The 22006-nt window shown below is 54.4% G+C and carries 20 protein-coding genes; all 20 read left to right on the top strand.

Annotation, left to right across the window (positions count from 1 at the left end; translation table 11 throughout):
• Position 1: 1 nt before the first annotated feature.
• The 20 genes from IK083_01450 (at position 2) to xerD (ending at position 22006) form a co-directional block, all read left to right on the top strand.
• Complete coding sequence (locus IK083_01450; protein MBR4748224.1) at positions 2 to 1504, top strand: N-acetylmuramoyl-L-alanine amidase; 1503 nt, start codon at positions 2 to 4, stop codon at positions 1502 to 1504.
• A gap of 4 nt (positions 1505 to 1508) precedes the next feature.
• The gene (gene nth, locus IK083_01445) at positions 1509 to 2177 is read left to right on the top strand and encodes an endonuclease III (GenBank protein ID MBR4748223.1); all 669 of its coding nucleotides are present in this window, start codon (positions 1509 to 1511) and stop codon (positions 2175 to 2177) included.
• Positions 2174 to 2881 carry an orotidine-5'-phosphate decarboxylase gene (gene pyrF, locus IK083_01440; protein MBR4748222.1) on the top strand — a complete coding sequence of 236 codons (708 nt, stop codon included), beginning with the start codon at positions 2174 to 2176 and terminating at the stop codon, positions 2879 to 2881. Before nth ends, pyrF begins: the two co-directional genes overlap by 4 nt.
• A gap of 37 nt (positions 2882 to 2918) precedes the next feature.
• Positions 2919 to 5201 (top strand): DUF4091 domain-containing protein, encoded by a 2283-nt coding sequence (locus tag IK083_01435; GenBank protein ID MBR4748221.1) that lies wholly within the window; start codon positions 2919 to 2921, stop codon positions 5199 to 5201.
• A gap of 42 nt (positions 5202 to 5243) precedes the next feature.
• A complete protein-coding gene (locus tag IK083_01430) occupies positions 5244 to 6128 on the top strand; it encodes a ribonuclease Z (GenBank protein ID MBR4748220.1) in 885 nt (294 codons plus the stop codon).
• 198 nt (positions 6129 to 6326) lie between these two features.
• Entirely contained in the window at positions 6327 to 7001 is a 675-nt protein-coding gene (locus IK083_01425) for a PHP domain-containing protein (GenBank protein ID MBR4748219.1), read from the top strand.
• A gap of 17 nt (positions 7002 to 7018) precedes the next feature.
• Positions 7019 to 8365 carry a hypothetical protein gene (locus tag IK083_01420; GenBank protein MBR4748218.1) on the top strand — a complete coding sequence of 449 codons (1347 nt, stop codon included), beginning with the start codon at positions 7019 to 7021 and terminating at the stop codon, positions 8363 to 8365.
• 53 nt (positions 8366 to 8418) lie between these two features.
• Positions 8419 to 9855, top strand: coding sequence for an SPFH domain-containing protein (locus IK083_01415; GenBank protein ID MBR4748217.1), 1437 nt, complete (start codon positions 8419 to 8421; stop codon positions 9853 to 9855).
• Between the two features lie 9 nt (positions 9856 to 9864).
• Positions 9865 to 10962 (top strand): hypothetical protein, encoded by a 1098-nt coding sequence (locus IK083_01410; protein ID MBR4748216.1) that lies wholly within the window; start codon positions 9865 to 9867, stop codon positions 10960 to 10962.
• Positions 10963 to 11119: 157 nt separating this feature from the next.
• On the top strand, positions 11120 to 11449 hold the full coding sequence (locus IK083_01405; protein MBR4748215.1) for a hypothetical protein: 330 nt from the start codon (positions 11120 to 11122) through the stop codon (positions 11447 to 11449).
• Positions 11450 to 12772, top strand: a complete 1323-nt coding sequence (der, locus tag IK083_01400; protein ID MBR4748214.1) for a ribosome biogenesis GTPase Der — start codon at positions 11450 to 11452, stop codon at positions 12770 to 12772. It begins immediately after the preceding gene.
• 1 nt (position 12773) lies between these two features.
• Positions 12774 to 13397 carry a glycerol-3-phosphate 1-O-acyltransferase PlsY gene (gene plsY / locus IK083_01395; GenBank protein ID MBR4748213.1) on the top strand — a complete coding sequence of 208 codons (624 nt, stop codon included), beginning with the start codon at positions 12774 to 12776 and terminating at the stop codon, positions 13395 to 13397.
• On the top strand, positions 13394 to 14122 hold the full coding sequence (locus IK083_01390) for a sugar isomerase domain-containing protein (protein MBR4748212.1): 729 nt from the start codon (positions 13394 to 13396) through the stop codon (positions 14120 to 14122). The genes plsY and IK083_01390 overlap by 4 nt, the downstream gene beginning before the upstream one ends.
• A 1-nt stretch (position 14123) precedes the next feature.
• Positions 14124 to 14870 (top strand): SIS domain-containing protein, encoded by a 747-nt coding sequence (locus IK083_01385; protein ID MBR4748211.1) that lies wholly within the window; start codon positions 14124 to 14126, stop codon positions 14868 to 14870.
• Between the two features lie 28 nt (positions 14871 to 14898).
• Positions 14899 to 15477: a DNA-3-methyladenine glycosylase gene (locus IK083_01380; protein MBR4748210.1), complete on the top strand. Its 579-nt coding sequence runs from the start codon at positions 14899 to 14901 to the stop codon at positions 15475 to 15477.
• A gap of 20 nt (positions 15478 to 15497) precedes the next feature.
• Positions 15498 to 16853, top strand: coding sequence for a phosphomannomutase/phosphoglucomutase (locus IK083_01375; protein ID MBR4748209.1), 1356 nt, complete (start codon positions 15498 to 15500; stop codon positions 16851 to 16853).
• Between the two features lie 55 nt (positions 16854 to 16908).
• Complete coding sequence (locus IK083_01370; protein ID MBR4748208.1) at positions 16909 to 18309, top strand: hypothetical protein; 1401 nt, start codon at positions 16909 to 16911, stop codon at positions 18307 to 18309.
• Position 18310: 1 nt separating this feature from the next.
• Positions 18311 to 19501 (top strand): M48 family metalloprotease, encoded by a 1191-nt coding sequence (locus tag IK083_01365; GenBank protein MBR4748207.1) that lies wholly within the window; start codon positions 18311 to 18313, stop codon positions 19499 to 19501.
• Positions 19502 to 19506: 5 nt separating this feature from the next.
• Positions 19507 to 21126, top strand: coding sequence for a glycosyltransferase family 39 protein (locus tag IK083_01360; GenBank protein MBR4748206.1), 1620 nt, complete (start codon positions 19507 to 19509; stop codon positions 21124 to 21126).
• Positions 21116 to 22006: a site-specific tyrosine recombinase XerD gene (xerD, locus tag IK083_01355; protein MBR4748205.1), complete on the top strand. Its 891-nt coding sequence runs from the start codon at positions 21116 to 21118 to the stop codon at positions 22004 to 22006. Before IK083_01360 ends, xerD begins: the two co-directional genes overlap by 11 nt.

Genomic DNA, 22006 nt, shown 5'->3' with positions numbered 1-22006 from the left:
CATGAAGATCACCATCATCACAGTTCTCATACTGCTGGCCGGCTGCTTGTATGCGGCGGAAAGCGCCGACCTGTACGTGGCAGGCAAATATACCGGTCTGAAGGCAAAAAAAGAAGCCGGTGAATACTTCGTGCCGGTCACCCTTTTTGACTATCTCCGGCTGGAGACGAGTCTCGAAGGCAGCACTCTGACCATGGGAGAAAGTGTGGCGGAGACCACCGAGATAGACGGCTCTTTGGTGGTGACGGCTGCTTTTGCCGAAAAGGCTCTCGGAGCAAAGGCTGTGCATAGCCGGGGCAGACTGGAATTTGTGAACACTGTCACAGGGATAATGGTGACAGACGACTTGCTGGAGATAGATCTCGCATTTCTGTCCCCATATTCCCTGCGGGCCACCGGCAGCAAATTGACTGTAGTCATAGATAATGCGCTCCCGGACGACGCAGAGTGCGTATATGACACAGAAAAGAATATCATCAGCCGCATGAGCAAGTCTCAAAAGGGCTCCCGGCTCACTATAGACTGCGATCTCTCGTTTGGTCCGGCAGCTCCTTTCACTTCCCGTGGCAACGACAGGACGATAAGGGTCAGCCTGACAGATTTTGATCAAAAGGTGGTGCGCAAGGTAAGGTCAGTGAAGCTGACTGATAATAAAGACGGCTCCTCCGAGCTGACTCTCAAAGGCGGCGCCCTCACCGGTCCTTCTGTGACCTGCGACGTCTATACGGGGATATACACTCTGACTCTGGAGTCGGGTCTCCTGCCCGAAAAGCCGATCCGTTCTGCCGGTACGCTGTCGGCAGGGGTGACCGGGCCCGAGGTCATCACCGTAGAGTCCCGGTATATACGCGAGCCCTATTTTGTGGAAAAGGGAAATGACCTGAAGCTGGTGTTTGCTCCACCCGTCATAAAGCCTCTGGAGGAGGCTGTCATTACCATTGACCCGGGCCACGGCGGTCCCGAAACCGGCGCCACTTACGGCGGGACTCTGGAAAAGGATCTCAATCTCCTGAACGCCCTGAAGGCTGCCGAAGAGCTCAGAAAGCTGGGTGTGACCGTGTATATGACCAGGACCGATGACACAGATATGTCTCTTGCCGACAGAGGCAAATATGCTGTGGATCGCTCCTCGGATCTCTTTATCAGCTTTCACATCAATTCCTGCGGCACTCCGAATACGGGGACCGGCGTAGAGACCTATTATCACAAGGACTTTACCCTGTCCAAGTATTTCGGCACCCTGTTTCACGGCTTTCTGGCCCAAAACAATGAGCTCACGGACAGAAAGGTCCGGTCCGACACCCGTATGTATCAGTCGGGCTTTGGCGTGCTGCGGGCGGCCAATGCCGGCGGCGTTCCGGGCATATTGCTGGAAGCGGCCTTTATCAACAACGATTATGACAGGACCTTTCTCTTCAGTGAGGATTACAGAAACAAGATAGCATCCGACGTGGTAAAGGCTGTCAGACTCTATATGCAAAAAGAGCCTATAGGCAAGGAGTAAAGGTATGTACGACTTTGCGCACGAAACCAAGGAGCAAAAGTCCGAAAGGGCGGGGGAGATAGTACGCATCCTGCTGGACGTCTATCCCGATGCATGCTGTTCTCTGGACTTCAGGGACCCTTTTCAGCTGGTGGTAGCCACCATTCTTGCTGCCCAGTGCACCGATGAGAGAGTGAACATGGTCACTCCGGCCCTGTTTGACAGGTATCCGGACGTGCGAGCTTTTGCGGAGGCGGATTTTGAGGAGCTCTGCGAGCTGGTCCGGTCCACCGGCTTTTACAGGAACAAGGCCAGGCATATCATTGAGTGCGCTCAGGGAATATTGGCCGATCACGGAGGGTCCGTCCCGGACAATATGGAGGATCTGCTTTCGCTGTCGGGCATAGGGAGAAAAACGGCCAATCTGGTGCTGGGAGACTGCTTTGGCATACCCTCGGTGGTAGTGGACACTCACGTAAAGAGGATCACCGGCAAGCTGGGTCTCACCAAAAACACCCAGCCTGATAAGATAGAATTTGACCTGAGGGACATACTGCCGGAGAAATACTACACCGCCTTCAACCACGTGCTGGTGTTTCACGGCAGAGCGGTATGCTCTGCCAGAAAGCCGAAGTGCGAGGTGTGTCCCATCAGTCATTTGTGTTATGAATACAGCAAAACGGAGCTCTTATGAAAAACAAGATCATCATACCCCTTGACGTCAATACCACCGAGCAGGCCGTAAGGCTTGTCACCGAGCTCAAAGACCACGTGGGAGCCTTTAAGATAGGACTGGAGGTCCTCAACAATTGCGGCTTCGGTATCTTTGACGCGGTCAAAGAGGCAGGCGCGGACAAGATATTTTATGATTGCAAGTTCCTGGATATCCCCAACACGGTCGCCGGCGCTTCCCGCGGCGCCGCAGCCCGGAACGTGTGGATGTTCAACGTGCACGCTCTCGGCGGCAGGATCATGATGGAAGCGGCCAAAAAGGCCGCTTATGAAGAGGCGGACCGGCTGGGCATTCCTCGTCCTCTGGTCATAGCAGTCACTATCCTGACCAGCATAGACAAGGCCATTCTCAACAGCGAGCTGGGTATGGAAGGGGAGCCGGCGGAGGCTGTGGTCCGGCTGGCGCTGCTGGCCCGGGAAGCGGGACTGGACGGCGTTGTCGCGTCGCCCATGGAGATCACCCACATCCGCAAGGCCTGCGGAAATGACTTTCTCATCGTCACTCCCGGAGTGAGGCCTGCCGGCAGCGAAACGGGCGACCAGAAGAGAGTCATGACCCCCGCTGACGCCATAAAGGCGGGAGCCGACTATCTGGTGATCGGCAGACCTATCACCAGGGCTGCTTCGCCAGCGGAAGCGGCCATAAGGATAGCAAAGGAGATGTGATCTGCTCGTCCGAGCAGGTCTAGGTACGGAAATACTTATGAGACCCATTCTGTTTATCGCCTTATTATTGATCATATGTCCTGTCGCGTACTGCTTTGACGTCCACAATCTGTCCGTCCTGGCCACCAATCCCTCCGGCTACGGCGCAACGGGTTCTATGGAAGAACGGGACGGCATGAGCTTTGTCAAGGTGACCTATCCCATGTTCAGGGAAGGTGAAGATAGATACCCCAGTCTGATCACCACGCTGGGAGACGGATATTTTGACCAGACGGACTTTTCCGCCTTCAAGTATCTTTACGCTCTGGTGTACAACCCCTCCGACGTGACCTTTGCGCTGCTGCGTATCGATGACACCAGCGGAAAAAGAGCCAATTATCAGGTGCCGCTGAAGCCTCACGATTATACCCTGTGCGTCATAGAGACAAGCCTTATCACCTCCATAGACATCACACAGGTGTGTCTGCTGGACGTATATTACAAGGAGCCTGAGGATGCCCGCGAGCTGTGGATTAGTCACATCTGTCTCGCCGACGCCATAGACGACCTGACCCTTACGCTGGCATCCCGGACCATGACCCGGGAGTGTGAGGAGGCTCTGAAAAAGATCAGAGGCAAAAAGGGTGAATGGTGCGCCGCAGGGCAGGCCCGGCTGGAAGAGCTCTATACTGTACTTACGGGGCCTGCTTCTCCCGAAAAAGAAAATGCTGTCAGGAACATGCAGTACGTTCCCCGGGCCATCGAAGACGGCATCAGCTATTTTTCTGCCTCCCATAAAGAAGCTTACAGCGTGTACACCATGCCCTCTACCCTGAAGCTGCGGAACGATCAGGCGCCAAAGACAAAAAAGAGCGCGATCATCAGAATGGACGCGGCCAGAGGCGAGAGCGAAAGCGTCTCTCTGCTGGTGACCGCCAATACCCGGGACCTTTCGGGAGTCAGGCTGGATTTTGAGCCCCTGAGGGACAAACAGGGCCGCTACATCTATCCGGAGATACATCCTCTGGGATACGTAGAGGTAAAGAATCCCACTCCCGGCTCGGGAGGCTTTGAGACCCCCGGCTTTTATCCGGACCCCATCCTGCCCAACGAGCCCTTTGACGTGGCCAAAGACAAGAACGTCACCTGTCTGTTTACGGTCTCGGTCCCCAGAGATGCGGAGCCCGGAGATTACAAGGGCTCCATTACCGTATCTCCGCAGGATGAAAAGCCCACCAGACTCCAGGTGTCCCTGAGGGTATATGACGTCACACTGCTGCCTCAGAGCTATCTCCGGCAGATCTTCGTCACCAGAAACATGGCCAACAACAGCGCCTATTACGACCAATGGACCGACGAGCATTTCAAGGCCTTTACCAAGCTGCATCTGAAGTACAGGATATGCTGCCAGCAGCACAATTCCGAAGGCATGCTGGATTTTGGCAGTGTGTTTTCCACAGACAGCAAGGGGCGGACCGTGGCGGACTGGAGACGGTTTGACGCGGACGTGGACTATTGGTTCAGGCTGGGGATGACTCAGTTTTGCGGCTACTTTACGGGGTGGGCCGATTCTATCGACGCTATCGGAGACAAGGATTATCTCAGGACCCGTCTGGGGCTGCTCGCTTCTCATCTGAAAGAGAGGGGCTGGCTGGACAGATTTTATCTGTATATATACGACGAGCCCAGCCCCGACAAGCAGGACCAGATCATCAAGCTGTGCGAATGGGTACACAGAGAGGGACCGGGTCTCCGCATCATACACACCTACAATTATCATGAACAGGAGCCCTTTATAGGTCATGCCGACGTGATAGTGGCCGACATAGGCGTGTTCGTGCCGGAGATAGGAGACAAGGTGAGAGAGAACAAGGGAGAATACTGGGCCTATACCTGTATATCCAACAGAGTGTTCGAATATCCCGACAACTGGAAGATCGACAATTACGGCACCAGCCACAGGGCTCTGGGATGGTGGCTGAAAAAATACAAGGCTCAGGGATATCTCTATTGGGGGACCGATTTCTGGGTGGTGGACCCCTGGGAAACCACAGAGACCTTTCCCTATGGCAACGGAGACGGCTCTCTGTTTTATCCCTCAAAGGACAGGAGTAGCTTGCCATATCCTTCGCTGCGTCTGGACAACTATCGCGACGGAGTGGAGGAATTTGACCTGCTCACTATGCTGGAAGACAAATACAAGGCCGACCCCTTCGAGGTGCTTAAGCTCAAAAAGAGTGTGGTCGACAGAAAGGGCTATCTGACGGACGACGATACCTATATCAGGCTCCACAGAGAAATGCTGCAGCTTCTGGAGAAGCCCGCTTCGAAGCGCAGGTAGCAGGTCATGGTCCGGGTCACGCTTTTAGGGACAGGCGCTCAGATGCCTGCGCCCAAAAGAGCCCTCAGCTCTGCCGTCCTCGCATCGGAAGGGGTGCACATCCTATTTGACTGCGGAGAGGGGACGCAGACTGCCGCCATGAGGTCGGGAGTCAGCCCCCTGAAGATAGACGTCATCGCCCTGACCCATTATCACGGAGACCATATATTTGGATTGCCCGGATTGCTCCAGACCATGAGCGCCATGGGCAGGACCGAGCCTCTCCGGGTGACCGGACCTGCCGGCTTCAGAAAATACGCCGCTCCGCTCATCAAGGCTGCAGGTATCACCGATTTTGACATACTGCAGTGCGACGTCTCGGAGCCCGTCTCTCTGTCGGCGCTTGACGAGCGCTGGCCCCGTCAGGCTTTTCTCTCCTCCTTTGGCACCAGACACGGATGCTGCTCCTGCGGCTATGTGTTTGAGCTCAGACGGCAGAGAAGGCTCTCGCCGGAGGCAGCAGACAGGCTGGGGGTCCCGGTCACCGCAAGAAAGCTGCTGCAGCAGGGCTCTTCGGTGCGCATAAACGGCAGGACCGTCACTCCCGATGACGTGCTGGGCGGACCCCGCAGGGGCATCAGGGTGGTGTATTCCGGCGATACGGCTCGCTGCAGGGCCCTGGAGACCCACTCGGCCGGAGCCGATCTGCTCATATGCGACGCCACCTATGGCAGCAACGACCAAAAGGACATCGCGGGGGAACGGGGCCACATGACCTTTGCCGACGCTGCCGAGACAGCTCTTGCCGCCGGGGTCGGGAAGCTGTGTCTGACTCATTTTTCCCAGATGATCAGGGAGCCGGCAGAATACCTGGACAATGCCCGAGGTGTCTTTTCGTCCACTGTGGCCGGCTCCGACGGGATGACCCTGGAGCTGCGTTTTGAATGACAAGCCCATTGTCTGTATCTATTGACATCCAGATGTGCTATAATCAAAGTGTAGATTCAATCTTCGAAGGGCTCGACATATACCCTTCGGGAGCAATATTTATATGAAGGATCTGTTTAAGGATATGACAGCCTCTGCGGCGCCGGGCTCTCCTTGCGTATGTCTGCCGGGAGACTGTTTTCGAAAGGACTGCTCTCTATGAGACTGGCTCTCCACGTTCACAGCGATTATTCGCCCTGCTCCGAGAGCCCCTTGCAGGACATATACGACTACTGCAAGGAGCACGATATCGGCGCTATCGCTATATGCGACCACAACGAGATCGCCGGCGCCCTGCGTCTCAGGGAGCTGGCGAGGGATCTCATTGTGATCATAGGCGAAGAGATCAAGACGAGACAGGGGGAGATCATCGGACTGTTTTTGTCCCGGCGCATAGAGCCCATGCTCTCCATAGAGGAGACCATAGACAGGATCAAGGAGCAGGACGGTCTGGTGCTCTTGCCGCACCCCTTTGACATCATCAGACCTTTTCATCTGAGGCCTGCAACTCTGGCCAAGATCAGCCGCAGAGTGGACATGGTAGAGATATTCAACTCCAAGATGCTGCTCCGGCGCAGCAACAAAAAGGCCTTGTGGTATGCCAAAAGCATCAGCAAGACAGGCGTGATAGGCTCGGACGCCCATTATGTAAAAGCCATCGGATCTGCTATAATGGAGATAGATGATTTTACGGGGCCCGGAGATTTTCTGGCCAAGATCCGCGAAGCCAGGATAGTGAGAGCCAAGGACCTGGGGGTCCTGACGACCATATGGTCCTGTACCAAGAAATTTGCCCGGGGCATTACCGGAAACCATCCTAAAAGGGATAAATAATCAAAAGGAGCATCGTTATGAAGAACACGGCACTCGTTGTATTTCTTTGTTTATGCAGCATGCTGGCTATGGCTGCGGAAGCGCCTGAGTCACTCACTGTGGAGCAGGCAAAAAAGGAAGCCGCTTCGCTCATAAAGGCATCCAGGGAAATAATAGACATTTTCTACTTTGGTCTGGAATGCGTTGACGGGGAAAACTATGCCGCCGCATCGCCTTTCCCCTTTTTGCCTGTTAAGAGCGACAAATACAAGTCCGTGGCAGACCTGAAAAAGGCTGTGGAAAAGATCATGACCAAAAGGGCTGCCAGCAGCGTGTTCGCGGACTACGCCCTCAACGTTTATCCCCAGTACAAGGATTATGAGGGCGGCCTGTATTCCCGTATCAACACCTACGAGAATCAGGACATAAAGTTTATGAGCTGGGACGTGGATACTCTGGAGATAGCGGAGCAGTCCAAGGGCAAGGCAGTCCTGAAGATGAGGACCTTCAATCCCAACGTCAATGCCGACAACGAAGACGTGCCCATGGACCCCTACAGCGACAGCTTTATGGACATAGAATGGGAGGACGGCGCCTGGAAGCTCGCCTCCAGTCCCACCGTGGGCAGCATGGACCCTGCCAGACGCCCCAAGGATCTGGTGAAATTCCTGGAAGAGTTCATCCCCGAGAAGAACCGGGCCTTTGACAAGCCCTCAAGGGACGCAAAGGTGGTCTGGGACATCAAGAACGCCCGCATCAACTTTTTGGGCGAGGACTGGATGACTGTGGAATGCCCCTTCAGGGAGACCGGCGCCAACAGAAACACCTACGCGAGCATGCTGGACTTTTATATTGAGGCCGACAGCAAGGACGGCAAGCTGCTCATGCTGGGTGAGCCCGGCGATGTCCCCGAGAGATATCGCAACACCTGTCCCGACTATATCAATGTGTCGTCCTACGTGGAGTATGATCCGGCTACCGCTGCGGTGCTCACCGACTACGGCCCTGCCGGCGATTATTACTGGCCGGACAAGGACAAGCTGCCTTCTTATTTTGAGCAGATAGCCAGAGAGGAATTCACCGGCCCCTTTGAGACTTTGCTGAAGGGAGACTGGACCTTCACCCTGATCCCCAGATACAGGGATACCAAAGTGGAGATATATCAGGTGAACGACAAGGGACAGACGGGAGCGCTCATCAAGAGCTTTTCCGGCAAGCCCATCATCCTCTTTGCCGGCAAAGGAGAGACTGTGGCCGACATGGAGATAAAGGTGATCACAGCGGACAAGAAGACCTTCAAATTCAGGCCTGTATTCAACGGCAAGGACGGCACCATCGACCTGCCCAAGGAGATCAAATACAGAAAGTTTGAAGCAGCAGGCTAAACGAAAAACAGTACATATACAATCTATCACATACCAAATTTGAGGAGAACAAAATGGGATTAATCAAAGCTATCGTAGGCGCGGCAGGCGGCGTTCTTTCCGATCAGTGGAAAGAATACTTTTACTGTGAAGCCATGGAGGCCGACGTTCTGGTCCAAAAGGGCCAGAAGCGTATCAGCGGCCGCTCTACCAACAGGCACGGCGAAAACAACATCATCTCCAACGGCTCTGCCATCGCCGTAGCCGACGGACAGTGTATGATCATAGTCGAGCAGGGCAAGATAGTCGAGGTCTGCGCCGAACCCGGCACCTTCGTATATGACACGTCTTCTGAGCCCAGTATTTTCACGGGAGATCTGGGGACCAGCATCAAGGAGACCTTCAAGAACATCGGCAAGCGTTTTACCTTCGGCGGCAGCCCCGGCAACGATCAGAGGGTCTATTATTTCAACACCAAGGAGATCATGGGCAACAAATACGGCACCGTGAACCCCATCACCTACAAGTTCGTGGACGAATACGTGGGCATAAAGCTGGCTATGAGTCTCAAATGCAACGGGGAATACTCCTACAGGATCGTGGATCCCATTCTGTTCTACACCAACGTCTGCGGCAACGTGGAAGACGAGTATCGCAGAAGCAATATAGACAGTCAGCTCAGATCCGAGCTCATCGCGGGGCTGATGCCCGCCTTTGGCCAGTTTGCTTCGAAGGGCATGGACTATACGGACATCCCTCTCCACGCCATGGAGCTGGCGGATATACTCAACAATCTGCTGTCTGAAAAGTGGTCCAAGCTCAGAGGCATCACTATCGTATCCATGGGTATCAATTCCCTGAGAGCCACCGAAGAGGATGAAGCAGAGCTCAAGCAGCTCCAGAGAGCCAGAGCCAATGCGGACCCCAGTCTGAGAGCGGGTCTTCACGGCGTAGCCACTGCTTCCGCTATGCAGGATGCAGCCAGAAACGAAGGTCAGGGCGGAGCGTTTATGGCTTTTGCCGGCATGAATATGACTAATCAGGCTTCTGCCAACGCTCAGGTAAACGAAATGCAAATGCAGATGCAGCAGATGCAGATGCAGCTTCAGCAGCAACAGCAGCAAAATCAGATGCAGCAGAACGCCGGCGGCATGCAGGCCCCTGCCTGGACCTGCGAATGCGGTACCTCCAATACGGGCAAGTTCTGCGCTTCCTGCGGAAAGCCCAAGCCTGCTCCCGCCGGCAGCTGGAAGTGCAGCTGCGGCACCGAGAATACGGGTAAGTTCTGCGCCAACTGCGGCAAACCCAAGCCCGAGGAGCAGGTGGGCTGGACCTGCGCTTGCGGAGCTGTCAACAAGGGAAAATTCTGCGCAGATTGCGGCGCTCCCAAGCCAAAGGGCGCTCCCGTTTACAAGTGTGACAAATGCGGCTGGGAACCCAAAGATACTTCAAATCCTCCCAAGTTCTGCCCCGAGTGCGGGGATGTATTTGACGATAACGATATCAAGTAGGAGCGAGCTATGGCTGACGAATTTGATTCAAATGTAGTATCCACCAACGAAAGCACCGATAAAAAATGCCCGCAGTGCGGAGGGGTAATGGATTATGATCCTTCCAGTGGCGGCATGAAATGTCCGTATTGCGACTACAAAGAGGATATAGCTGCGCCTGATAATGACGGAGACCACAAGCCCAAAAGAGCGGAGGAGCAAGACTTTGATGATGCGGAGCATACTGCCAATTGCGACTGGGGTGTAGCCACAAAAACCGTGGTGTGCAAGTCCTGCGGCGGCGAAATGATATATGACGCTATGCAGATAGCCGGAGAGTGCCCTTACTGCGGCTCCAATCAGATCATGGAAGCGTCTGATCAGACTTCCATTGCTCCCGGGGGTATAGTGCCCTTCAAACTGGACCAGAAGACTGCCGATGAAAACTTCAGAAAGTGGATCGGTTCTCTGCTTTTCTGTCCCAACGCCTGCAAGTCCGGCGCCCACGCCCGCCAGTTCAAAGGAATATACCTGCCTTACTGGACCTTTGATACCCAGACCGATTCGGACTACACGGCCGAATACGGAGAGGAAGAACAGGACAAGGACGGCAACAAGGAGACCACCTGGCATAAGACCAGAGGCACTTTCCAGATGGACATAGACGACGAGCTGGTCATAGGCACCAACAAGTATGACGCGGGCATACTCTCCGGTATAGAGCCCTTCAATACCGAAAACAACGTGGCCTATGAGCCAAAATATATATCCGGCTTTGCCTGCGAACGCTATTCCGTGGGCATTAAGGATGCATGGCAAAAAGCCAAGACCACCATCAAGGAAAAGATCCGCAACGGCATTACCGAAAAGATCCGCAGGAAATACTCCACCAATCAGGTCAGGAACCTGAATATCGAAACGGAGTATTCGCATATCACTTACAAGTATCTGCTCCTGCCGGTCTGGATGTCCAGCTTCAAGTATGAAGGCAAGATATACCAGTTCACGGTCAACGGACAGACAGGCAAAGTGAGCGGCAAGGCTCCCGTATCGCCCTGGAAGGTGGCTCTGGCCATCGTCATCGGCCTTATCATCATCGGAGTCATATATTACTTCACTCACAAATAGGCTGTCGCCTTCAGGCAGAGAGACGTGGCGCTCTCTGCTTTTTTTTGCCCCGGGGCTATGACGTCCGAGACTCTGCTGCATGCGTGGGGGAGTTTGGTTTTTGGGCCTCTGATGTGATATAATATATATGAGTATTTTACCAAGTAAGAGGTGTATGATGAGCGTGAGATCAGGCGACAGAGTCAGTATCGTAAAAAGACCTGTGACTGATGAAGATATAGATAATCAGCTGTATTTTGAGTATTTCGGCGGTCTCAGGGGCACTGTGATGAAGATCAACCGGGACGGCAGCGTGTGCGTCAACGTGGATCTTGACAGCCTCAGACCCGATTTCCAGAAGCGTCACCAGGAGCTGGAAAAGCTGGAAAGGGAGAGATGGCTCAACTCTCTGTCCGAGGAAGCCAAGAGAAACATGACCGGCGAACAGAAGCAGTACAAGATAGACTACACCATACTGGTGGACCCCAAGGATCTGGTCGCAGAATAAATGGACAAACCTTTAGTGGCCATAGTCGGCAGGCCCAACGTAGGCAAGTCGACTCTGTTCAACAGGATCATAGGCTACCGTCTGTCCATCATCGAAGATCAGATAGGCGTTACCCGGGACCGCATCTATGCCGAGGCAGACTGGAACGGCAGAGAGTTTGTCATAGTGGATACGGGCGGGATAGTCTTCAATGACGAAGATCCCATCCACAAGTCCGTGACCCAGCAGGCTGCCGCCGCTCTGGAAGAAGCCGACGTGCTGGTATTCGTGGTGGACTCCTCCTGCGGCTCTTCGCCTCTGGATTACGAGGTAGCCAAGAAGCTCAGAGGCTGCGGCAAGCCGGTCATCGTGGCGGCCAACAAGGCCGACAATGACAACAGATCCTGGGACAGCGCAGAGTTTTATGAGCTGGGCTTCGAGACTCTGGTGCCCATATCCGCCCTGAACGGAAGGTGCGTGGCAGATCTGCTGGATCAGATCGTGGCAGCCATGCCCGACAGGGAGACCGACGGAGAAGAAGAGGATATAGTCAAGATAGCCGTGGTAGGCAGGCCCAACGTAGGCAAGTCCTCCATGGTCAACGCTATCCTGGGCCGGGACAGAGTGATCGTCTCGGACGTGGCCGGCACTACCAGAGACGCTATCGACAGCCTTTTTGAACACAAGGGCAAAAAGGTGTCCCTGGTGGATACCGCCGGCATCAGAAAAGCGGGCAAGATACAGGGAAGCATCGAGTACTACACGGTGCTCAGGGCCATCAGAGCCATGGAGCGGTCGGACGTGACCATGATAGTCATAGACGGCAACGAGGGACTCAGGGACGGCGACAAGAGGGTGGCCGGCTTTGCTCATGATTCCGGCAGGGCCTGCATGATAGTGGTCAACAAATGGGATCTGGTCACGGACGAAGCCATCAAGGAGTATGCCGACAGTGTCAGAGCTCAGCTGCCCTTTATGAGCTATGCGCCCATAGTGTTCACCTCTGCCCTCACTGGCAAGGGCGTGCCCGCCGCCGTGGATACAGCCATAGACATATGCGCATATCATTCCATGCGCATCTCCACCGGCGAGCTCAACAGGATCCTCCAGAACGCCGTGGACGCTCATCCCTTTTCCAGAAAGGGCAGGGAGCTGAAGATCAAATACGCTTCCATGGTAGAGGTAAAGCCTCCCAGGATAGTCGTCAATGTCAACGATACCAAGCTGGTGCACTTTTCCTACAAGAGATACCTGGAGAACTGCATCCGCAAGGTGTATTCATACGAAGGCACGCCTCTTGTACTGGTGTTCAGGCAGGCCAAAAAGGAAAGAGGAGGCAGATGACATGACCATTGCGGGAGTGATGCTCTTTGCTTTTGTATTCGGCGCGATCCCCTTTGGGTTCATTATAGGCAAGCTGGTCAAAAACATAGATATCAGGAACTACGGCTCCGGCAACATCGGCGCCACCAACGTCCTGCGCATATTGGGACCCGTGTGGGGCTCCGTATCTTTTTTGCTGGACGTCTCCAAGGGCTTTGTCCCTGTGTTTCTGGCGTCAAGGGCCGGGCTGTCTCCCTGGCTGGTGATACTGGCCGGCGCAGTGGCTGTGCTCAGCCATTCGTTTTCCTTTTTCCTGAAATTCAGAGGCGGCAAGGGAGTGGCTACCAGTCTGGGCGTCATATTCGGCTACAATTACATCATAGCGCTGCTGGGGCTTGCCATCTTTGTGCTGGTGCTGATCATATGCAGATACGTGTCGGTGGGGTCCTGTATCGCCACCTTCGGCGTGTTTGTCATGACTCTTCTGTGGCAGTCGCCGCCCATGCCTCTTGCATACAAGCTGGTGGTGGGCCTATTGTTTGTGGCTATAGTGCTGAAGCATATACCCAATTTCCGGCGGCTCAAAAACGGAACTGAAAACAAATTCGGCAAGAGGGCCGAGATAAATACAGAGGACAATACATGATATTTTACGACATACTGGACAACGTCCGGGCTATCACCAATTTTTATGAACAAAAACAAAAGGACGTCATAGACAACGCCGCGGCTCTTATCGCAAAGTCTGTGAAGAACGGCGGTCTGGTGTATCTGTACAAGATAGGCCACTACAACGAAAAGGACCTGATCAACAGAGCCGGCGGTCCCGCCTTTATACGCAACTTCGAATTCGGCGTCAGCATAGACTCTTCCGAGCCCGAAGTCCGCAAGGCCGCTTCTCCCGACAATGAGCTGAAGAAGGTCAGGGCTGCCGTAGAGCTGTCCAACATGAGAGCCGGAGATATCCTGATGCTGGGCTCCGTGTCCGGACGGAACTCCGTCCCGGTGGAAGTAGCTCTTGCCGCGGCTGAAAAGGGGATAGTGGTCATAGGCTTTACGTCCCTCACTTACACCGCGGAGGTACAGAGCCTGCACCCCTCCGGCAAAAGGCTGTGCGACGTATGCCACGCAGTCATAGATCTGGGTACCCCTTACGGAGATGCCTGCGTCAAGACCCCCTGGTATGACTACAATATCATCCCTATATCGGGCATGTCCGCTCTAATCGGCAGCTGGCTTATCATAGGGAGCGCGGTGGAAAAGCTGAATCAGGAGGGAGTAAAGCCCACCATGTTCAAATCCATCAACGGCAAGGACGGCAAGGACTTTTACGACGCCTGTATCAAGCGCTTCAACGAGACGGGGTATTAGAATGCGTTATATCCAAGAGGTCTCCCGTTATCTGGACAAGCTGGACCGGACACAGTCCGACAACATACAGTCTGCGGCGCAGGCTATGGCCGACGCCATCAGGGACGGCAGGCAGATATTTTCCTTCGGTGCCAGCCATTCCTTTATCGTGACCATGGAAATGGTGTACCGCACCGGCGGTCTGATGCTGGTCAACCCCATAGTGCCTCACGGTATGAATCTGGACGTAAGACCCATGACCATGACCAGCCGCATTGAACGCATAGAAGGCTATGGCCGGGTGTTGATGGAGAGCTCTCCCGCCAAAAAGGGAGACGTGATCATCATAGTGAGCACCAGCGGCAGGAACGCAGTGGCTCTGGACATGGCTTTGGCGGCCCGGGATATGGGACTGGTGGTGATCGGCATCACAGCCATGGACTATACCCGCCGGGTGACGAGCAGGCACTCTTCCGGCAAAAAGCTCTGTGAGCTGTGCGACATAGTCATTGACAACTGCGCTCCCTACGGGGATTCCTGCTCGGAAATATCGGTGGTATCTGCCGGCGTGAAGATAGACGGTATGGCAGGTCCTGTCAGCAGTATCACCGGCATAGCCATTGCCAATCAGCTCACGGTGTCCGTGTGCGATATTCTGGCGGCCGAGGGAGTGGAAGCTCCCGTGTTCATATCCGCCAACACGGATGAGGGCGACGCATACAACAAGGCTCTGCTGGAGCGCAACAAGGACCGGATACATTATATGTAGCCTCCGACTGGCGGCCTAGAAACGCTATATGAAACGTATCAGGATAGGAGAGCTGTCCGACACTCTGAACGCTGCCCGTTATTTGCTGGGCAAGCTGCTGGTGGTCCATTCGCCGGAGGGCCGCGTCAGCGGAGTGATCACAGAGACAGAGGCCTATCTCTCCGGAGATCCGGCCTGCCATGCCTTCAGAGGCCTCACGGAGAGAAACCGGGATATGTTTTTGGCTCCCGGTCACATATACGTGTATCAGATTTACGGCTTGCATCTGTGCGTGAATATAGTCACTGCTCCCGCCGGAACGGGAGAGGCTGTACTCATCAGATCCGCTATGCCCACAGGGGGCGTCGAGCTCATGCGTCAGAGAAGGGGAGTCCGGGACGAGAAGCTGCTTGCCCGGGGACCTGCCAATCTGACAAAGGCCTTTGGGATTGGCCGGGAAGCCTCGGGGCGCAGGCTCTTTGACGGTCTGATATCCGTCTATGACAGGGGAGATGACCCGCCGGAAATAGTTTCTGGCTCCAGGATAGGCATTTCCTGCGGCAGGGAATGGGAATACAGGTTTTACTGCAAGTCCATGACGGACTATGTATCACATTATAAACGCTGAATATAATACGGAGAAACGGTATGAACAATATCAAGAGATCTATTTTCAAAGCCTATGATATCCGCGGACTGGTGCCCGAGGATTTTGATGCCAATGCAGCTTATCATATCGCCAGAGCATTTGTCAGTATTGCCGGGTGCAAGACCTGTGTGATAGCCCATGATATGCGTCTCACCGGTGAAGAGCTGGCCGGGGCTCTGGTAAGCGGCTGTATTGATCAGGGCTGCGACGTGTATGACATCGGTCTTTCCTCGACTCCCCTGTATTACTATGCTGTCAACAGGCTGGAGGCGGAAGGCGGGATCATGGTGACTGCCAGCCACAATCCCAAGGAATACAACGGCATGAAGATAGTCCTCAAAGGCGCCGTGCCTGCTGTGGGCGTCATAGACAATGACGTGCTGTGGCGCTGCGCGGAAGAGTCCGCTTACGGAGAGCCGGCTAAAAATGGAAACCGGCTGCCCGTGGACGTTGACCTCCCCGACGGATATGCCGATCTGGTATTGAAGACTGCCGATCTCTATGATATCAAGGGCCTCAGGCTGGCTGTTGACTGCGGCAACGGTATGGGCGGCATCACTCTGGACCCGCTGCTGTCCAAGCTGGCAAACGAGCCCGAAAGACTCTACTGGCGGCCCGACGGCTCCTTCCCCAACCATGCCGCAAATCCCCTGAACGAGGACACTCTCCTCATGCTCAAGGAAACTGTGGTGGATAAAAAGTGCGATCTGGGCGTGGCCTATGACGGCGATGCGGACAGAGTGGGCTTTGTTGACGAAAAGGGCAACGTGGTCCCCGGCGACTTCATCACAGCTCTGATCGGCTGTTCCATGCTGCAGGACGCTCCCGGCAAGACCATCATGTATGACTTGAGGTCCTCCTGGTCCGTGCGGGACGCCATTACCGAATCCGGCGGCGTAGCAAAGATGTGCAGAGTCGGCCATGGTCCCATCAAGACCCAGATGAGAGCGGAAGGCGGCTATTTCGCAGGAGAGCTGTCCAGCCATTATTATTTCAGCAACTTTTTCGTCACGGACAACGGCGATCTGGCCCTGCTCTATATCCTGAAGCTCATGCTCTCCACAGGCAAGCCTCTCAGCGAGCTGGCTGCGCCTCTGAGAAGGTATCACAAGACCAAGGAGATCAATTCCAAGGTGGCGGATACGGGAGCTGTGCTGAAAAGGCTGGAGGAGATATATACCCCTCAGGCTAAGGCTACCTATCATCTGGACGGCTTTTCGGCCGAGTTTGACGACTGGTGGTTCAACGTAAGGGCTTCCAATACGGAGCCTCTCATCAGGCTGAATCTGGAAGCCAGGACTCCCGCCCTTATGAAGGAAAAGAGCGAAGAGCTCATCGGAGTCATTCGTAGCTGAGACCCGGCTTGCCGAAACATTTCTCTCTCCGGGACAGTATTATAATTGAAAAAGCATGAATACGCTGATCGCGCCCTGCAAGCCCTTTGAGGGCAAGCCCTGTATCAACACTCCTGCCATATACGGGGCTTCCCCGGGAAGGCCTTTTCTCTTCAGGATACCGGTCACCGGCTCCGGGCCGATGTCGGTGACCTGCGAGGGTCTTCCATCGGGCCTCTGTCTTGACGACAAGCGGATCATCAGCGGCAGCGCGGAGCAGCCCGGCTCATACACCGTGCTCATCAGGGCCGATAACCCTGAGGGCGCAGACCAAAAGGTCATGACTCTGGAGATAGGGCAGGGCAACGTGCTGGCGACTCCGCTCATGGGCTTTACCAGCTGGAACGCTTTTCGCAATCAGGTCACAGAGCAGGATATCCTGCAGACCGCTGCTCTCATGGATGAGCTGGGCATATCCGAATGCGGCTATAACTACGTCAACATCGACTCTTCCTGGCAGGGAGCATACGGCGGGCCCTTTGACGCCATACAGCCCAATGACAGGTTTCCCGACATGCAGGGGATGGTCAGCCGGCTCCACGGCATGGGCTTTCATTGCGGCATATACTCATCGCCCATGATGCACAGCTGGGGCAACTTTGCCGATACGCCCAGGGCCGATTATCCCGGCTGCACCAGAGGTCCCAGAGACCTGCGCTTTGCCGACACCATGGGCGGCATAGGCTGCGAACGCCTGGAAGAGAACAACGTCCGCCAATGGACGGAGTGGGGGATAGACTATCTGAAATATGACTGGGGCCCCACCGACACCGTCAACGCCGATATTATGAGAAAGGCTCTGGACAAGGCCGACAGGGACATAGGCTATTGCGTGACCGTGTGGGCTGATTTTCCCTACAGGGACTATTGGCGCACATACGTCAATTCCTGGCGTTGTCAGGCAGATGCCGATTGCCGCTGGCCCATATTTCTCAACGTGATCAAGGACAGCGACAGATGGCTGGACTATATAGGCAAATATCATTTTTATGATCTGGATATGCTGGAGGTGGGCTATTATGACGATTCGCCCTGCGAGCTCACCGAGGATGAACAGGTGACCGCATACTCCATGAGAGTCGTGTTCAACTCTCCCATTCAGATATCCTGCAGGCTGGACAGAGCCGATGATTTCCTCATAGCGCTCCTGTGCAACAATGAGGTCATTGCCGTGGATCAGGATATTGCCTGCGCCGCCAAGCCGGTGGCTGTAGAGATACAAGGAGATACATTCACAAAGCGATACAGGAAGACCCTTTCGGACGGACGGGTCCTTGAGGCCTTTTTTAATCTGGGCGAGAAGGACGCGTATTTTGACGTGTCAGGCCGTTACAGAGATCTGTGGGCTCAACAGGATGTGGTGACAGACGGTCTCACTCTGGCGCCCCATTGCTGCAGATTGCTCAAAACCATGTAAAATGAAGACGATCAAGGCTGCTACTATCATTTCGTTGATCCTGCTCCTTATACTTGGCGCAGGTATATACGGACAGACCGATGAGAGCGAAACATCGGCCAAAACAGACAAGCTGCTTGCCAAATACGGGCAGCCTGAGGTGGAGCTCGGCCAGCAGAACGCCGAAGAGATAGCCAAGACCTACAAGTTCGTGGAAGACGAACAGATGACAGCCAGAGTGTCCGCTATTGGCACCAGGCTGGCCCAGGTAGCCAACACTCAGGCCTTTCCCGCCCAGTACGGCTCAGACTATCTGACTCCCTTCAATTATCAGTTCAAGGTGGTGGATTCGGCAGATATCAACGCCTTTTCGGTGATGGGAGGCTTCATCTACGTCAACAAGGGTATCGTCGATTTTTGCCAGTCCGATGACGAGCTGGCAGGTATCATAGCTCACGAGATCATTCATGCCGCTCATCATCACCTGGTGCATCTTATAGAAGAGCAGTCCAAGACCCAGCTGCAGGCTCTCATAGCCATCGCCGTGGGAGCTCTGGCCTCCAAGGGCGACACAGAGACCATAGCCAATCTGGCTATGGCATCCTCTCTCTATCAGATAGCCATTATCAACGGCTATTCTCAGCAGGCAGAGACCGACTCTGACTCGGCTGCCATAGATCTCATGATCAGGGCCGGCTATAATCCGGTAGGCATGCTGACGCCTATGGAAAGGCTCATGCAGACCCCGGAGCTGGTGAATATGGGTATATACAGATCTCATCCTCTCTCCAGCGAAAGAGTCATAGATATCAAGGCCAAGCTGAGAAGGCTGGAAATACCTATAGTGCGCAGCAAGGTCCTGGGTAGGGTGGACGTCAAATACGAGGCTCAGGAAGCCGATGGCAGACAGGTGTATTCCTTGAAGCTCACCGGAGAGGAGATACTCATAGTATCCACCGGGGACCCCGAGCAGGACAAGGCCAGATGCGACCGGATAGTAAATGATTTTCAGACCATTATGGCCGATGAGCTGGACCTGTTTGATATCAAGCTGAACCCCAGCTCGGTCACCGTCAAAAAGAAGGTCATCTTCAGTACCGAAAGCGGCGACGCCGAGCTGATGCACAAGAGTGAAAAAGAGATCTGCCAGCAGGTGTACAAGCTCCTGAGAAAGATCATCATGGACAGAAAAAGGCAGACCCTGATAGGATAGACTGTATGAGAGACAAACGTTCAAGGATATTGCTCCTTGTATTTCTTCTTTTGGTCACGATACTGGCCTTTGTTTTCAGGTTTGGCGGCATAAGATACGGCTTGCCCACCGCCGAGAGGCAGTATTCGATCCATCCGGATGAGTTTCTCATAGTGGAGACCGCCTTTGACGCGGCCCGTTCCTTCAGCCTGGACGTGGGGTTTTACAATTACCCTTCGCTCCTCATATATCTCTCCGGCATCTTTATGATGTTCGGCATCACCTTCGGCGGCAACGAGCTGGCCGATCTGTATTTGTATGCCAGATATGCTGCTGCTCTTCTGGGCTCTCTTGCAGTGCCTGTGGTGTGTCTTGCCGGCGCCAAGCAGTTTGGCGTCAGAGAAGGAGTCATAGCCGCCCTGGCTCTGGCTCTTGCCCCTCTGCACCTGATGCATTCTCATTTTGCGGCGGTCGATGCTCCGTCGACCCTGTTCGTGGCCCTGACCGTCCTTGCTTCCGCATATATTATCAAAAAGCCCTCTGCCGGCGCCGCTGTTCTTGCAGGCGCGGCTTCGGGACTGGCAGCGGGATGCAAATACAACTGCGCTCTGGTGTTTCTGTGCTGCGCAGCAGCCCTCTGGCTTTCGGAGGACTCTCTTGCCCGCAAGCTGAAGCTGCTGCTGTTTGCAGCTCTGGCGGCTGCCGCGGCTTTTCTTCTGACGACCCCCGGCGTCCTCGTCAACTTTGAAGGCGTCAGCAAGGCCATAAGGTATGAGATGGCTCACACTGCCTCCGGACACAGCAACGTGTTTGAGGGACTGGGAAGCCCCTTCGTATTCAACATAGGCTTCAATTTATTTACGGGCTTTGGTTCCGTCACCTGTTTTATCGCTGTCGCAGGGCTTGTGCTTGGCCTTGTACGCAAGAATAAATACATATTGATGACAGCCGCATTTGTGGTGCCCTATTATATCCTGATGAGTCTGAGCAAGGTGAACTTCAGCCGCTACATGCTGCCTCTGTATCCCTGCCTGGCTCTTTACGTCGGCTACGCCCTAGGCAGCCTCTTCGGGCAAGGCTCCAAAGAAAGGACCTACAAGCTGTTTGTGTATGCCGTGGTGATGCTCTTCGGTATATGCATCATCATGCCTGCCCGTCAGGCTTATGGGGTGTTTGACCGGGTCACACCTCAGGATGCCGCCGGCAAATATGTCCGGACAGACGTCAGAGGGACCATCGGCGTCATAGACTACCCCTGGTTCTATTCTCCCGCATATACTAAAATGTGCGGTTACGGCACCCTGCCATTGAGAAAAGAAGAGTTTGACAAGGCGGACATGCTGACTATGCTGTCGTCCGAAGATATGCCGGAGACAGTGGTGATCAGCGACTACGAATTCTACGATACTCTCAGGCTGTGGGAGCCGTCCCGGGTGGCCGAGAACTACAAAAAGCTCCTCTCCGGCATGCGCCTGGATTACAAGGGCGACGACCGGGTCATGGAGCTCCTGGATATCATTTCAAGCCGTTACAAACTGGAGAAGACCTTTTCCTGCGGCAAGGATATCACACTGATGAGCTGTCCTCATGATATGTGCTACGTGAATCCTCAGATATACGTATTCAGGAAAAACAGTGAACACTAATTATTTGCTTATAGACGAGTTTCTCGTGTATCTTGCCATCGAGAGAGGACTGTCCGAGAACACCATACAGGCCTACGGCGCAGACCTGAGCAGGTTTGCCGAATATCTCGAGGAGCAGCATATCACAGAGCCTTCGGACATCACCGACGATCACGTTATCGCCTATCTGGGGACCCTGCACGGGACTCAGTCTCCCATGTCTGTCAAACGCAGACTGGCTGCCATCAAAAGCTTTGCCGCTTTTTTGACCCTGGAGCAAAAGACAGAGCGCAACTTCACCAAAAAGGTGAGCTACTCGCCCACAGCCCCCAAGCTGCCCAAGACCCTTACTCCGGCCGAGACAGAGGCCCTGCTGTCGGCCCCCGACGTCACGGACGTGCTGGGAATGAGAGACAAGGCTATGCTGGAGCTCATGTACGCCTGCGGCATGAGGGTCAGCGAGCTGATAAGGGTGGAGATCAACGATATATACAGAGAGGACGGCCTCATACGCATCTTTGGCAAGGGCTCCAAGGAACGGATAGTGCCGGTGGGGGAGATGGCTCTGGTGTGTATAGACGGATACATGGCCCGTTCGAGACCTGTCCTCTGCAAAACAGCCAGCGATTATGTGTTTCTCAACAGATACGGAAGGCCCATGACCCGCGAAATGTTCTGGAAGCTGGTCAAAAAGTATGCTGCCGAGGCCGGCATCAGGAAGAACATCACTCCCCATATGCTGCGTCATTCCTTTGCCACCCATATGCTCGAAAGAGGGGCGGATATCAGAGCCCTGCAGGAGATGCTGGGGCACGCTTCCATCAACACCACCGAGGTATATACCCATCTGTCGGGGGGACATATCAAAGAGGTGTTCAGGGAGACCCATCCCAGGAGCTGA

The sequence above is a fragment of the Abditibacteriota bacterium genome, from assembly GCA_017552965.1.
In the GTDB taxonomy this organism is placed as follows: domain Bacteria; phylum Armatimonadota; class UBA5829; order UBA5829; family UBA5829; genus RGIG7931.
This window is presented reverse-complemented; position numbering and strand designations above follow the sequence as displayed.

Bases quoted from the DNA above. Each gene is read 5' to 3' on its own strand.
- IK083_01450 (MBR4748224.1), top strand. From the start codon at position 2: ATGAAGATCACCATCATCACAGTTCTCATACTGCTGGCCGGCTGCTTG.
- nth (MBR4748223.1), top strand. From the start codon at position 1,509: ATGTACGACTTTGCGCACGAAACCAAGGAGCAAAAGTCCGAAAGGGCG.
- pyrF (MBR4748222.1), top strand. From the start codon at position 2,174: ATGAAAAACAAGATCATCATACCCCTTGACGTCAATACCACCGAGCAG.
- IK083_01435 (MBR4748221.1), top strand. From the start codon at position 2,919: ATGAGACCCATTCTGTTTATCGCCTTATTATTGATCATATGTCCTGTC.
- IK083_01430 (MBR4748220.1), top strand. From the start codon at position 5,244: ATGCCTGCGCCCAAAAGAGCCCTCAGCTCTGCCGTCCTCGCATCGGAA.
- IK083_01425 (MBR4748219.1), top strand. From the start codon at position 6,327: ATGAGACTGGCTCTCCACGTTCACAGCGATTATTCGCCCTGCTCCGAG.
- IK083_01420 (MBR4748218.1), top strand. From the start codon at position 7,019: ATGAAGAACACGGCACTCGTTGTATTTCTTTGTTTATGCAGCATGCTG.
- IK083_01415 (MBR4748217.1), top strand. From the start codon at position 8,419: ATGGGATTAATCAAAGCTATCGTAGGCGCGGCAGGCGGCGTTCTTTCC.
- IK083_01410 (MBR4748216.1), top strand. From the start codon at position 9,865: ATGGCTGACGAATTTGATTCAAATGTAGTATCCACCAACGAAAGCACC.
- IK083_01405 (MBR4748215.1), top strand. From the start codon at position 11,120: ATGAGCGTGAGATCAGGCGACAGAGTCAGTATCGTAAAAAGACCTGTG.
- der (MBR4748214.1), top strand. From the start codon at position 11,450: ATGGACAAACCTTTAGTGGCCATAGTCGGCAGGCCCAACGTAGGCAAG.
- plsY (MBR4748213.1), top strand. From the start codon at position 12,774: ATGACCATTGCGGGAGTGATGCTCTTTGCTTTTGTATTCGGCGCGATC.
- IK083_01390 (MBR4748212.1), top strand. From the start codon at position 13,394: ATGATATTTTACGACATACTGGACAACGTCCGGGCTATCACCAATTTT.
- IK083_01385 (MBR4748211.1), top strand. From the start codon at position 14,124: ATGCGTTATATCCAAGAGGTCTCCCGTTATCTGGACAAGCTGGACCGG.
- IK083_01380 (MBR4748210.1), top strand. From the start codon at position 14,899: ATGAAACGTATCAGGATAGGAGAGCTGTCCGACACTCTGAACGCTGCC.
- IK083_01375 (MBR4748209.1), top strand. From the start codon at position 15,498: ATGAACAATATCAAGAGATCTATTTTCAAAGCCTATGATATCCGCGGA.
- IK083_01370 (MBR4748208.1), top strand. From the start codon at position 16,909: ATGAATACGCTGATCGCGCCCTGCAAGCCCTTTGAGGGCAAGCCCTGT.
- IK083_01365 (MBR4748207.1), top strand. From the start codon at position 18,311: ATGAAGACGATCAAGGCTGCTACTATCATTTCGTTGATCCTGCTCCTT.
- IK083_01360 (MBR4748206.1), top strand. From the start codon at position 19,507: ATGAGAGACAAACGTTCAAGGATATTGCTCCTTGTATTTCTTCTTTTG.